The sequence below is a fragment of the Polynucleobacter sp. AM-25C3 genome, assembly GCF_018882335.1.
Taxonomy (GTDB): Bacteria; Pseudomonadota; Gammaproteobacteria; order Burkholderiales; family Burkholderiaceae; genus Polynucleobacter.
On the sequence record NZ_JACVOS010000001.1, the window covers coordinates 111,787 to 124,646 of the forward strand.

Below are 12,860 nucleotides of genomic sequence, written 5' to 3' on the forward strand. Positions count from 1 at the left end.
GGCAAAAACTGCCATTCCCAAGATATAATCAAAGGCTTTTCTGTTTGGTCGCGAACGGAAATTAACCTTAACTTTAGGAATTGAATATGAAAGTAGTAGCCTTTGAAAGAAGCGTACAGGGAACGGGTGCGAGCCGCCGTCTGCGCAACTCCGGTAAAACTCCGGGAATCATCTATGGCGGTAAAGACGCCGCAACTGTAATTGAGTTGGATCACAACGCACTGTTCCATGCTCTCCGCAAGGAAGCATTCCACTCATCCATCCTTGATCTTGAAATCGGTGGCAAAGCACAAAAAGTGTTGTTGCGCGATTACCAGATGCATCCATTTAAGCCTTTGGTTCTGCATATCGACTTCCAGCGCGTTTCTGCGACTGAGAAAGTTCATATGCGCGTTCCATTGCACTTCGTGAATGCTGACACTTCAGCTGCCGTGAAATTGCAAGGCGCTGTTGTTAGCCATATCTCAACTGAATTGGAAGTTTCTTGCTTACCAGCAGACTTGCCAGAGTTCATTGAAGTGGACTTGAGCAAAATTGAAGTTGGTCATGGTATCCATGCTAAAGACCTCACATTGCCAAAAGGCGTTTCTTTGGTATTGCATATTGAGCAAGAAAACCCAGTATTGGCCAACGCACGTATCCCAGCAGTGAAATCTGCCGATACTGAAGCTGCTCCTGTGGCTGCTGCGGCTCCTGCTGCTGAAACACCAAAGGATAAAGCTTAATTATTTAGGCCTTATCTTTGCGACAGAGGAAGCCCGCTACCAAGCGGGTTTTCTTTTTTGCGGAAATGCTTTTATCCTTAAGCACTCATCATGACTAAATTAATTGTTGGCCTCGGCAATCCTGGCGATGAACATGTGGAAGATCGGCACAATGCTGGCTTCTGGTTTGTCGACGCCCTCGCCAAGCAATTGAACGCCCGCTTTGAAACTGAAAAACGCTTTCATGGGAAAGTGGCGAAGGGTAAATGGGGTGGTGAAGATCTCTTCCTACTTAAGCCGAGCACTTATATGAACCTCAGCGGTCAAGCTGTAGGGGCATTGTGTCGCTTTCACAAAATTACTCCACAAGAGGTCTTGGTTGTGCAGGATGAGCTTGATCTCAAGCCTGGCACGGCACGCATCAAGCTCGGTGGCGGTACTGGCGGTCACAATGGCTTAAAAGATATCCAAGCCCACCTAGGAACTCCTGAATACTGGCGCTTGCGACTTGGGATTGGTCACCCTCGTGACCTTGCTCCCGAGGGCGCTCGCTCGATGGATGTGGCTGACTACGTATTGAGAAGACCCCTACAAGCAGAGCAAAAACAAATTAATGCCAGCATTGAAAATGGTTTGCAGATTCTTGGATTATTTATGAAGGGTGATACTCAAGCAGCAATGCTGGAGCTACACTCAAAAACGAATTAGGGCGTACCTCGCACACCCATCAGAGTGCACTACTTAGTGGCTAGTGCTTTTTTGGCAGCAGTTAAGGTTTGATATTTCACCATTAACTGCGTTTGATTTTCTCGAAACGCTGGATTCAATGGAATGCAGTCAACTGGGCAAACCTGCTGACACTGTGGGGCATCGTAATGACCCACACATTCAGTGCACTTATTGGGATCAATCTCATAGATCTCTAGACCCATATAGATTGCATCATTTGGACATTCTGGCTCACACACATCGCAATTGATGCATTCGTCCGTAATCATTAAAGCCATATTGTTACCAAGCAGCCTTACTCTTTATTGTGATTGGCAGATGCAATCTTTTTGACCAGCCACTTTTCTACGGACGGGAATACAAACTTACTCACATCACCACCCATCGAGGCAATCTCACGAACAAAGGTTCCAGAAATAAACTGATATTGATCTGAAGGTGTCAGGAATAGCGTTTCAACATCAGGCAGTAAATAGCGGTTCATACCAGCCATCTGAAACTCATACTCAAAATCAGATACTGCACGCAAGCCACGCACAATCACACGAGCGTTGTGCTCACGGGCAAAATCTTTTAGCAAACCAGAGAAGCCAACAATCTTCACGTTGGAATAGTGTCCAAGCACCTCTTTCGCGATTTCAATACGCTCTTCCAAGTTAAAGAAAGGGCGCTTGCTGCGACTATCAGCAACACCAACAATCAGCTCACCGAAAATACTTGAAGCGCGACGCACCAAGTCCTCGTGACCACGGGTAAAGGGATCAAATGTTCCAGGGTATACGGCAACAGTCATAACGCTCCTAAGGCTTTTTCAGCTACAGGCAAGAGTTTAGCCCCTCTTAGAGCGAAATAGACAAGCTTTTACCTGCCCAGCCTCTAAGTATTTTCCACAATGCCAATCAGGCACTAGGGCCTCAATCGCCTCACGCGAGCGACTTGCCGGAAACTCGACATAAATTCCCCCGCCAGCACTGTCTTCACAAATCCGAGCGGCCTCTATAAGCGCTTGATTCAACAGACCCTCTTCCTGAAAGGGTGGGTCTATAAAAATCAAATTACTAGAGTGATCGGTCTGCTGCTTTAAAAACTCCACGCTATCTCGGTGCAAAATCTGCACCGCCCCAGGAGCAGGGGAAGACTGGAGCAAGGCAAAATTTGCACAGAGATTTGCATGGGCTTTTTTGTCTTTTTCCAATAAGACCACTGCTTGGGCATGTCGGGAGGCGGCTTCAAAACCTAAAGCGCCTGTACCAGCGAATAAATCCAGGCAGCTCAAGCCCGTTAGATCCTGCCCCAACCAATTAAATAAGGTCTCACGAACCCGATCAGTGCTTGGGCGTAAACCCGGTAGATCCAAGACGCTTAATAAACGACTGCGCCAGACCCCTCCAATGATGCGGATTTTCTTAGGGGGCTCTGACTGCTTTCCCAATTTCACAGACTTCGTTAGTTTTGCTGGCTTATTTATTTTTGGCCCCTAAAACCACAATCTTCATTCGATCCATGGCTAAGTATTTTTGGAATGCCGCGTTCACCTGCTCCAAGCTAACTGCCTCTACTTGTTTAGTCCAAACCTCCATCGTATCGAGGGGTAAATTATTCCAAGCAATCGATGAGACGTTATCCAGCAACTTACGGTTGTTATCAATTCTTAAGGGGTAGCCGTTCATCAAATTGGCTTTGGCAGCATCGAGTTCGCTTTGGGTAGGTCCATTGGCAATAAATTGCGCGATGGTGGAGCTCATCACTTCAAGCGCCAAGGTGGCTTGGTCATTTTTGGTTTGCAGTCCCGCTTGAAATATCCCGACGTCTTTACCTGGAGCAAAGTAACTAAACACGCTATAGGCAAGACCGCGCTTTTCGCGAACCTCTGACATGAGGCGCGATACAAAGCCACCGCCGCCTAAAACATAGTTCCCCACCAGCAGCGGAAAATAATCTGGATTACTACGAGTGACCGCAGTCATTCCCATGGCGATATGTGCTTGCTGAGAATCAAATGGGATAGTGATTTCACGTTGAGTCAAGGGCTCTACTGGAGAGCGCTCAAACTCTGGCAGCTTAGCGATGGGAGGGCCAGACTGAGGAACTCTTTGCAATAAGCTTTGCACAATTTCTGCAGCCTCAGTGCTACTGACATTCCCCACAATGCTGACAATCATTCTGTCGGCACGGTAAAACTGTTTATGGAACTGTTGCAAGTCCGTTGCATTGATATTAGCAACCGTTTGAACAGATGGTGAATTAGCCAATGGATAGTTGCCATAAACCGATTTTCTGAAGCGACGATCTAGGACTGACTCAGGCTTAGTTTCAGACTCTAGTAAAGCAGTAGTCATTCTTTGCTTCTCACGCGCCAAGATCTTTGAGTCATAAGTGGGGGCACTGAGCATTGCTGAGGCCAATTGAACAGCGCGATCACGCAAGTCTTTCCTACTTAAAGTGCGAATGCGCATGATGGCACGCTCACCACTAACAGAGACGCCAAGATTCGCACCTAAATCTGCGATCTCATCCGCAATCTGCGCCTCAGTAAGCAAGCCCTTATCAGACTTAACACCGTAGTTCATGAGTTGACCAGCTACCGTTGCTAAACCACTCTTTGCCGCCGGATCATAGCGATCGCCTGCATCAATACTGATCTCAATATCCACCATGGGCAAAGATTGGGTTTGCACTAAATAGGCTTGCGCACCCTTAATGGACGCCAACTTCTCGATTGGCAAAATAGCTTGGGCAGATGGAAGTAAGCCAAAGACCAATAAACACGCAGGGATAAGATGCTTAAACACTTTGCATGCTTGCATTATTTGCCCCCTTGCTTGCTCTCGCCAGACTTGCGCGCCTGCGGATCTAAGACTGCAATAGTCAACCCTTCATCAACCAAATATTTTTTAGCAACAGCTTGGACTTGTGCAGGAGTAATTGCTTGCATCTTCTCCAGCATCACATCAATTTCTCGCCAAGAAAACCCTGCCATCTCCATACTGCCAATTTCCATTGCCTGACCGAAAATAGAATCGCGCTTATAAATCTGCTCAGACAAGATGCGAACCTTGATGCGTTTTAACTCTGAATCTAGAATCCCTTTATCGGCAATTTCTTTTAAAGCCTTCCGAATACTGCTCTCAGCCTGCTCAACAGTTTTACCTTTAGCCATGCTGGTGCTAATTAAAAATAGTTCTGGTCCTCTAGAGATCATGTCGTAACCAACACCAACGTCATCAACTACTCGCTCTTGTTTAACAAGTGTGCGGTTTAAACGGGCATTGTCATAGCCATCGAGTACTGCTGACAATATCTCCAAGGCATATGGCTCATCGTCATCCAATTGACCTGGATGCAGTTTAGGAACCTTCCATGCCATCGTCAATTGCGCACTATCTGCAGGTGCCTTAACTTGCACTTTCTTGATACCTTTTTGTATTGGTTCTACTTGAGGGTTGCGATCTGGTAACTCTCTTGCAGAAGCGACTCCATAATATTTTTCAACTGCCTGCAAAATAACTTTGGGGTCAACATCACCAGCAATGACTACGGTTGCGTTATTTGGCTTGTACCAAGCGCGATACCAGTCACGCGCATCTGCGGCTTTCATATTGACTAGGTCATTCATCCAACCCACTATTGGATGCCGATATGGGGAACTCATGTAAGCAGTTGCCATGAGTGATTCATTCAGTAGGCTACTTGGGTTGTCTTCAGTGCGTAGACGACGCTCTTCCATCACCACCTGGATTTCCTTGAGAAATTCTGCATCATCAAAATTGAGGTTAGACATACGGTCAGCCTCCAGCTTCATGACCTCATTTAACTTGGATTTTTCAACCTGCTGAAAATACGCCGTGTAGTCACGAGAGGTAAAGGCATTTTCTCGACCACCCACTGCCGCAACCAAGCGAGAGAACTCTCCTGACTTGACCTTGTCGGTACCCTTAAACATCATGTGCTCAAGTACGTGAGCGACCCCGGTCTTGCCATTGACTTCATCCATTGAGCCAGCGCGATACCAAACCATGTGGGCAACTGTAGGGGCACGATGGTCCTCACGCACAATCAGCTTGAGTCCATTGGAGAGTTGAAACTCGTGTGTATTTGACATGCCCGCTTCCGAGGCCGCCCAAGCGGTCGGGCAAAAGAGCATGAAACAGAAAGAAAGCCGCAGTAAAGTGGAGCGCATCTGTAAGATCACCTATCCCAAGAATTTAATTGATAAGATGCAAGGATTAAATTGTATCGATTATGTTCGGCCTACGTAAAACCCTCGGATCCCTATTCAAATCCAATCAGACTGATGAAGCCTGGTTTGATGCCCTAGAAGAATCTCTCATCCTCAGCGATGTGGGCCTGCCTACGACTGAGCAACTGATCAGCAAGCTCCGCAAAGCTGCTAAGTCAGAAAAAACCAGTAGCCCAGAAGATCTCCAGCAATTGTTAATACAAGAAGTTGCCAGCCTCTTAAAGCCATTGGAGCCAATACCTAACCCCTTATATGCGCACGATCAAAAGGCGGTTCCTGAAGTTTGGCTGGTGATTGGCGTTAATGGCGCTGGCAAGACCACCACTATCGGCAAACTGTGCCGCCTCTTTCAATCCCAAGGTAAATCGGTGCTACTCGCAGCGGGTGATACCTTCCGAGCCGCGGCCCGCAACCAGCTTCTTGAATGGGGTGGTCGCAACCAAGTGGACGTCATCATGCAAGAGAGTGGTGATGCGGCTGCAGTAGCTCACGATGCCATTCATGCGGCGATTTCTCGTAAGAGCGATATTTTGATCATTGATACTGCCGGAAGGCTAGCTACTCAAGATCACTTGATGGAAGAGTTAAAGAAGGTCAAAAGAGTCATCGGTAAGGCCCTTCCTGGGGCGCCTCACCAGACTTTGCTGGTACTTGATGGCAATACCGGTCAAAACGGCTTAAGCCAAGTGAAGGCCTTTCATGCAGCTCTGGGGCTTACTGCCTTAATCGTGACTAAATTGGATGGCACCGCTAAAGGGGGGGTGATTTGCGCCCTCGCCCACACGCTCAATGACGGGCCAAAACCAGCGGTTTTGGCCTTGGGTAAAGGCGAGGGAATTGATGATTTAGCGCCCTTCACGGCCGCCCAATATTCATCTGAATTATTCAATTAAATCATAGACTTACAGAAGTAAAAAACCATTAGCACTCTCTTGACAAGAGTGCTAAAATAAAAAACTATTAACGCCTGAAAATATAAAAAAAATGGTTCAAAAGAAAGCACACAAACCGCAATTGCAAGCAAGGCAAACACTGCCAGTAGCGCAGACTGCTGCGGCTTCGCTTGCCTTTCCGATGCTGCCTTCCCTTGGGGTTGGCACGCTCGACTCTTATATCTCCTACGTTAATCGCGTACCCATGCTTAGCGCCGCAGAAGAACTGCATCTCGCGCAAGAATTTCGTTGCACTGAAAATGTCGATGCTGCGAAAACTTTAGTTCTCTCACACCTTCGCTTGGTGGTGTCTGTTGCTCGTCAGTATCTGGGTTATGGCATTCCGCATGCCGACCTCATTCAAGAAGGCAACATCGGCTTGATGAAGGCCGTAAAACGCTATGACCCTAACCAAGGTGCACGCTTAGTCTCTTATGCAATCCACTGGATTAAGGCGGAGATTCATGAGTACATTCTCAAGAATTGGCGTTTAGTTAAGCTTGCAACAACTAAAGCACAACGCAAGTTGTTCTTTAATTTACGCAGCAACAAACCCACTCTGGCCGCGCTAACTCCAAATGAAGTTGAGGCATTGGCCAAAGCTCTGGATGTCAAAGGCTCTGACGTTAAAGAAATGGAAATGCGTCTGGCTGGTGGCGATGTCGCCTTAGAGGGCGATGACAGTGATGATGAGTCAGCCTATGCACCAATTCAATGGTTGGCAGACAATAGCCAAGAGCCTACTGAAATGATGGCTGCTGCTGCAACCGATGCACTGCATGGTCCCCAACTCGATCAAGCCCTGATGGCTTTGGATGAGCGTAGCCGCAACATCGTGCAATCACGCTGGCTGGCAATGGATGCAGATGGTAATGGCACAAAGACATTGCATGATCTCGCCCGTGAATACGGCATCTCTGCAGAACGCGTTCGTCAAATTGAAACTGCGGCACTCAAAAAGATGCGCAGCCTCTTGCAAACTGAAGCCGCTTAAGCATCTTTCCTTTACTTCGTAGCGTTTACTTCAGCAACTCTTTCAAGTCTTGCGCCAAGGTCTCAGCACCTTGCGCATGCTTGATGTAAAGGCGCAAGTGCCCCTCTGGATCAAAGGCATAACTTCCTGCTGTGTGATCCATGGTGTATGAACCGGGACTAGTGCCAGGCACCTTCTTGTAGTAAATCTTGAAGTCCTTCGTGACTTTTTCTAAAGCTGCTTGATCTGCTGGACGCAATCCCAAGAAACGTGGATCAAACGCAGGAACATATTGCTTCAGAATGCTTGCGCTATCTCGCTCAGGATCTACCGTCACAAACAACACTTGCACCTTATCAGCCTGAGGCCCCAATAAAGTCATGACCTGCTGCATCTCAGTAAGTGTCGTTGGGCAAATATCTGGGCACTGGGTGTAACCAAAGAACATGACGACTGCTTTGCCTTTAAAGTCTGCCAAAGTTCTGACATTGCCATCGGGATCGAGCAAACTAAAGTCCGTACCAAATGCTTTGCTGCCTGTGATGTCGACATTCTTAAAGCTCTGCTTGGGACTACAAGCCACCAGAGCTAGACCAACAAGCGCCAATATCAAGAGGCGGGAAATCAATGTGTAAGGTTTTAATAAATTCATATTCAACTCAAATGAAATAGTGATCGATTAATAGCGCTGCAAATAGCAGAGATAAATAGGTAATTGAAAACCGGAAAGTCTTTTTCGCTAGTGCATCGCTGTAAGAAACAAACAAGGCAATCACATAAGCAAGGAACATCAAACCCAAAATGATTGCGGAGATTAAATAGACTACACCACTCATGCCGTAGATATAGGGCAGCAAAGTAGCAGCAATCAAAATCAAGGTGTAGAGCAAGATATTGAGCAGCGTAAAGCGCTCCCCATGGGTGACCGGCAACATCGGTAATCCACTTTGAACATAATCATCGCGACGATACAAGGCTAGCGCCCAAAAGTGCGGTGGGGTCCAAACAAAAATAATCAGGACTAAGAGCCATGCTTCTGCAGATAAGCCGTTAGTCACTGCCGCCCAACCCAAAGCGGGTGGCATTGCGCCAGACAAGCCGCCAATCACAATATTCTGTGGTGTTGCGGGCTTGAGCAGCCAGGTATAGATGACCGCGTAGCCAACAAAGGTTGCTACCGTAAGCCACATGGTTAATGGGTTACAGAAGTTCCACAAAATCACGGCACCCAAACTGCCGAGAACAATAGAAAAAATAGTAATGTGAAAAGGCGTTACTTCACCAGTTGCAGATGGTCTCCAAGAAGTACGCTTCATCTTGGCATCGACTGCTTGCTCAATTAAACAGTTCATTGCAAAGGCTGCGCCTGCCAATAACCAAATACCGACAATGCCACCAATGAGTACTGGATACGGAACCATACCGGGGGTAGCCAAGAACATACCAATCACTGCACAGAAAACCGCTAGCTGAGTAACGCGAGGTTTAGTCAATACCCAGAACTGACGCCAACGCGGCATAGCTGCAGGGGAAGAAGGTGTGGGGCTGCTCATAATGATTTGACCATCTTAATATGAATGGGTGCACTCCAAGAGGACCAGTGAGCTAAGCGAACCAAGCAGAAGACTAATGCCGCTGATCCCGCGGTATGCATTAAGGCGGCAAGTAGTGGCCATTGAAAGACCACATTAGAAATACCTGTAAGCGCCTGAAGGATAAGAAGGGCAAGTAATAACTTAGCGATGCGACCCATTCCCAACAATGCAGCATTACTCAACTGGAGAGCGCTCACCCCAAGAAAACCTATCGCCGCTAAGGCAATGAGTGCAAACACGCGATGCGCCCAATGGATCGTTTGCAAAGCTACTGGAGAAATAGATTCCCCTTGAGCATTTAGACCTAGCGCGCGCCACAAAGTAAAACCTTCTTGCCAAGCGGTTTCTGGCCAAAGAGTACCCATGCAGCTTGGGAAATCAGGACAAGCCAATACTGCGTAATTGGTGCTAACCCATGCACCCAAAAATATCTGTATAGCTAAAGTGACTGAAGCAATCACCAGCAACTTTGCAGGAAGGGGTTTTATTTGAAAACGTCGAACTGAAGAAGATTGATCTTCCCATTCTTGCTGAGCATATGCAGTTAGGCAGGCAAGCAATACCAAAGCCAGCATTAAGTGGATGCTGACAATGATCGGTTGTAATTTAAGCGTAACCGTCCAGGCACCAAATGCACCTTGAATACAAACCAAGAGCAGTAAACCCAGGCTCACTAAAAATGGTTTCTTACCCAAGCTCTTTATCTTGCTCCAAGCCAGTCCCACTTGAATCAAAATCAAAGCACCCACTGTCATCGCCAAATAGCGATGAATCATTTCAATCCAAGCCTTGATAACCGTCACAGGACCGGTTGGCATATTCGCTTCAGCCAGTTGTATCTCACCAATTGCATGCCACGGATTTGAAGTGCCATAGCAACCAGGCCAGTCAGGACAACCTAAGCCAGAGTCCGTTAATCTAGTGAAGGCGCCAAACACAATCAAATCAAAGGTCATGAAGACTAAAACCCAATTGAGTTTTTGGAAAAAGTTATATCCAGGTCTTGTCCATAGATAAATCAGGGGCAGGCCTGCAAACACAATAGCGATTGCAGCCAACTCTATTAGCAACCACAAACTACTCATTGCAAGTTCTCACCCTTACGGTTGAGGCGCAATAGCTTTTCAAGGTCTTTTTTAATGCTGCCGAATTCTTTAGGGGAATTGGTCGCTGGAAAGACCATCATCTTGGCCGGGCTCGGATCAATTAACTGAATCTTCTGACCTGCGCCATCGAGATTGAGCCAAGCATCAAACTCAGCCTTTGACTTAGGATCCGCTGGTAATGACACAATCTGAAAACCCGCCGTCTTTTGATCATAGGCTAGCAATACCTCTGGATCTACTGGCTTCCCATCTGTGTTGACCCACACCAACTGAACACGACTGCTCTCGCGACCAACGGCAATACGCAGCTGACGCATTAAAAATAAGGCCTCAAGACAGGATTCATTTTTGATGGTGCACTCCCCAGCGGGTCTAGCTACCAGCAAGGTCCACTTACCTTTAAAAGGAACATCAAGCCAAGCAGGATTCACATCTTGTACTGGCTGAATCAAGGTTCCGAAATTGGTTTTGCCACCTTCTGGTTTAAAGACGTAATAAGCTAAATAGGAGGCAATGACTGGTGCCGCACAAGCAAGCAATAACAATAACATCTGCAGACGGCCACGGCGAGTCTGCGCATTAATCGCTGAGGAATCCATTTGCGAAGCCGGGATCAATAACTCTTTATTACTCACACTCTATCTCCATTAACAACAAGCTCCCGACGATATTTCATGAGCCCATTGATAAGCCAAAACAAAAATCCTGATAAGGCCAATGCAAACCACTGAAAGGCATAAGCATAATGGCGATCGACTCCGCTTGTTGGCGAAGGCCAATTTCTGACTAAACCATCGTTTTTGGCTGAATTAGATTCCCGAACAATGAACGGTAACTGCTTCCATCCATGGCTTTGGGCCTCAAGCGCCAAATCAAAATTTTGCTCAATTCTTGGGCTCGCTTTCGCATCACCCTTTTGACCCAATTCAAAAACCCTTCCCGGATGGGGGAATGCCACCCCCTCAATAGTCACCATCTCATCAGCAGTCTTAACTGGGGGAAGCTCAATACGATTTTCGTTATTACGAGGGGCCCACCCACGATTAACCCAAAGTACAGTATCTTGGCCATCCAATTTCAAGGGCATCATCACATAAAAGCCAGATTGCCCAGTAGTGCCAGTGCCACCCTCTGGAATAGGACGGGGGCGGTTATCTAGCCAAATAGCCTCAGCTGGGATAAAGCGGCCACGGGCAAGAATACGGCGCTCTCCAGCCTGCTCTAAGTTCAAACTGTCGGCATTGGCTTTCAGTACAGGCATTTGCAGTTTGGCAGTCAAAGACTCCCCCAGGCGAATCTTCTGTTCCGCTCGATTCAGCTGCCAAATACCAGCGCCACCGCCAACTAAAATCACCACAAGGGCTGATACAGTAGCGACTATACGACCAGTAATTAAGCTAGAAAATATATTCACAGGGGTACTTTGAGATGAAATGGATTATTCCAGTTGCACTGATAATGATTGTAGGAAGCTTAGGCTCAGCCCTCTTCTTCATGATGAAGGATAAGGGCGGCAGCTCAAGAATGGTTCAGTCCCTCATGCTGCGTATTGGACTTTCAATAGTACTGTTTCTTGGCATATTGATTGCCCACTACTTTGGCCTTATTGAAGCTACCGGCGTTCGGGTGGGAACAAACTAAGCAATATACAAGCAGCCATCCAAAACAAATCGGGGCGCTAAGCCCCGATTTTTATTGCCTTACATCCAGTAAACAGCGATGTAGAGACCGAGCCAGACAACGTCAACAAAGTGCCAGTACCAAGCAGCGCCCTCAAACGCAAAATGATTATCGGCCGTAAAGTCGCCACGAATCATACGGCGCAAGACAATCGCTAACATTAGGCCACCAAGGAAAACGTGGAAACCATGAAAACCAGTCAACATGAAGAAGGTTGAACCGTAAACGCCTGAAGTGAGTTTCAAATTCAAGGCATGGTATGCATGGTAGTACTCATACATCTGAAAACCCAAAAAGACAATACCAAGACCAACAGTAGCAGCCAAACCATTGATGGCTTTCTTCATGTGATTTTCACGAAGCGCATGGTGAGCATAAGTAACTGTCACACCGGAGCTCAAGAGCAATAAGGTATTAATCGTAGGAATTGGCCATGGACCCATGGTGGTAAATTTCTCAACCAAACCTGCAGGGCCGTCATTTGGCCAAACTGCTGTGAAATTAGGCCAAAGCAATTTACTCTCCACGTCACCCATCCAAGGCATCGCAATATTGCGCGCATAGAACAATGCTGCAAAGAACGCGCCAAAGAACATAATCTCAGAGAAGATGAACCAAGCCATCGACCAACGATAAGAAATGTCCACATTAATGCCGTTCTTACCTGCATTGGACTCAGCAATCGTGTCTCCAAACCAGTTGTAGAGCACAAATAAAACCCAGAGTACGCCAACTGCAGTTACTGGGCCGCCCCAAGCTGCATGGTTTACCCAGCCAGACATACCAGCGCCAAACGCAAGCAAACCTAGAGCTGCAGCAGCTGGATGACTAGATAGTCCGGGAACAAAATAGTAAGGGGTTGAATTGGATGACATCTTATTCTCTCTATTCAATCAAAAAA

16 protein-coding genes are annotated in these 12,860 nt (G+C 47.1%); 5 read left to right on the forward strand and 11 right to left on the reverse strand.

The features are described from left to right. Positions 1–86 precede the first annotated feature (86 nt). Together ICN12_RS00560 and pth are read left to right on the forward strand one after the other, a co-directional pair. The gene (locus tag ICN12_RS00560) at positions 87–725 is read left to right on the forward strand and encodes a 50S ribosomal protein L25/general stress protein Ctc (protein WP_216270061.1); all 639 of its coding nucleotides are present in this window, start codon (positions 87–89) and stop codon (positions 723–725) included. Between the two features lie 90 nt (positions 726–815). Continuing rightward, positions 816–1,412: an aminoacyl-tRNA hydrolase gene (pth, locus tag ICN12_RS00565; RefSeq protein WP_216270062.1), complete on the forward strand. Its 597-nt coding sequence runs from the start codon at positions 816–818 to the stop codon at positions 1,410–1,412. Between the two features lie 29 nt (positions 1,413–1,441). Here pth and ICN12_RS00570 read toward each other — a convergent pair whose 3' ends face one another. The 5 genes from ICN12_RS00570 to ICN12_RS00590 are packed head-to-tail and all read right to left on the reverse strand — an operon-like array spanning position 1,442 to position 5,613. Beyond that, complete coding sequence (locus ICN12_RS00570) at positions 1,442–1,711, reverse strand: YfhL family 4Fe-4S dicluster ferredoxin (protein ID WP_216270063.1); 270 nt, start codon at positions 1,709–1,711, stop codon at positions 1,442–1,444. 17 nt (positions 1,712–1,728) lie between these two features. Next, positions 1,729–2,226: a pantetheine-phosphate adenylyltransferase gene (gene coaD, locus ICN12_RS00575; protein WP_216270064.1), complete on the reverse strand. Its 498-nt coding sequence runs from the start codon at positions 2,224–2,226 to the stop codon at positions 1,729–1,731. A gap of 36 nt (positions 2,227–2,262) precedes the next feature. Further along, positions 2,263–2,865 (reverse strand): 16S rRNA (guanine(966)-N(2))-methyltransferase RsmD, encoded by a 603-nt coding sequence (rsmD, locus tag ICN12_RS00580; RefSeq protein WP_216270065.1) that lies wholly within the window; start codon positions 2,863–2,865, stop codon positions 2,263–2,265. A gap of 28 nt (positions 2,866–2,893) precedes the next feature. After that, entirely contained in the window at positions 2,894–4,240 is a 1,347-nt protein-coding gene (locus tag ICN12_RS00585) for a M16 family metallopeptidase (protein WP_216270066.1), read from the reverse strand. Next, entirely contained in the window at positions 4,240–5,613 is a 1,374-nt protein-coding gene (locus ICN12_RS00590; protein ID WP_216270067.1) for a M16 family metallopeptidase, read from the reverse strand. Before ICN12_RS00590 ends, ICN12_RS00585 begins: the two co-directional genes overlap by 1 nt. 62 nt (positions 5,614–5,675) lie before the next feature. On the opposite strand from ICN12_RS00590, the gene ftsY reads away from it, so the two are divergent. Both ftsY and rpoH read left to right on the forward strand, forming a co-directional pair. Continuing rightward, positions 5,676–6,566, forward strand: coding sequence for a signal recognition particle-docking protein FtsY (ftsY, locus tag ICN12_RS00595; protein WP_216270068.1), 891 nt, complete (start codon positions 5,676–5,678; stop codon positions 6,564–6,566). 91 nt (positions 6,567–6,657) lie between these two features. Further along, positions 6,658–7,599 carry an RNA polymerase sigma factor RpoH gene (gene rpoH, locus ICN12_RS00600; protein WP_216270069.1) on the forward strand — a complete coding sequence of 314 codons (942 nt, stop codon included), beginning with the start codon at positions 6,658–6,660 and terminating at the stop codon, positions 7,597–7,599. Positions 7,600–7,624: 25 nt separating this feature from the next. Here the strand turns inward: rpoH and ICN12_RS00605 are convergent, their stop codons facing one another. From ICN12_RS00605 to ICN12_RS00625, 5 genes are read right to left on the reverse strand one after another with little or no spacing between them, the layout of a single operon-like run. Then, complete coding sequence (locus tag ICN12_RS00605; RefSeq protein ID WP_216270070.1) at positions 7,625–8,230, reverse strand: SCO family protein; 606 nt, start codon at positions 8,228–8,230, stop codon at positions 7,625–7,627. Positions 8,231–8,237: 7 nt separating this feature from the next. Further along, positions 8,238–9,131: a heme o synthase gene (gene cyoE, locus ICN12_RS00610; protein WP_216270071.1), complete on the reverse strand. Its 894-nt coding sequence runs from the start codon at positions 9,129–9,131 to the stop codon at positions 8,238–8,240. Then, entirely contained in the window at positions 9,128–10,258 is a 1,131-nt protein-coding gene (locus tag ICN12_RS00615) for a COX15/CtaA family protein (RefSeq protein WP_216270072.1), read from the reverse strand. The genes cyoE and ICN12_RS00615 overlap by 4 nt, the downstream gene beginning before the upstream one ends. Then, entirely contained in the window at positions 10,255–10,914 is a 660-nt protein-coding gene (locus ICN12_RS00620; protein WP_216270073.1) for a redox-active disulfide-containing membrane protein, read from the reverse strand. The genes ICN12_RS00615 and ICN12_RS00620 overlap by 4 nt, the downstream gene beginning before the upstream one ends. After that, positions 10,911–11,693 carry an SURF1 family protein gene (locus ICN12_RS00625; protein WP_370624907.1) on the reverse strand — a complete coding sequence of 261 codons (783 nt, stop codon included), beginning with the start codon at positions 11,691–11,693 and terminating at the stop codon, positions 10,911–10,913. Before ICN12_RS00625 ends, ICN12_RS00620 begins: the two co-directional genes overlap by 4 nt. A gap of 14 nt (positions 11,694–11,707) precedes the next feature. Here ICN12_RS00625 and ICN12_RS00630 point away from each other — a divergent pair, with 14 nt between their 5' ends. Further along, on the forward strand, positions 11,708–11,920 hold the full coding sequence (locus tag ICN12_RS00630) for a twin transmembrane helix small protein (RefSeq protein WP_216270074.1): 213 nt from the start codon (positions 11,708–11,710) through the stop codon (positions 11,918–11,920). Positions 11,921–11,979: 59 nt separating this feature from the next. Here the strand turns inward: ICN12_RS00630 and ICN12_RS00635 are convergent, their stop codons facing one another. Continuing rightward, on the reverse strand, positions 11,980–12,834 hold the full coding sequence (locus tag ICN12_RS00635) for a cytochrome c oxidase subunit 3 (RefSeq protein WP_216270075.1): 855 nt from the start codon (positions 12,832–12,834) through the stop codon (positions 11,980–11,982). Between the last annotated feature and the right edge of the window lie 26 nt (positions 12,835–12,860).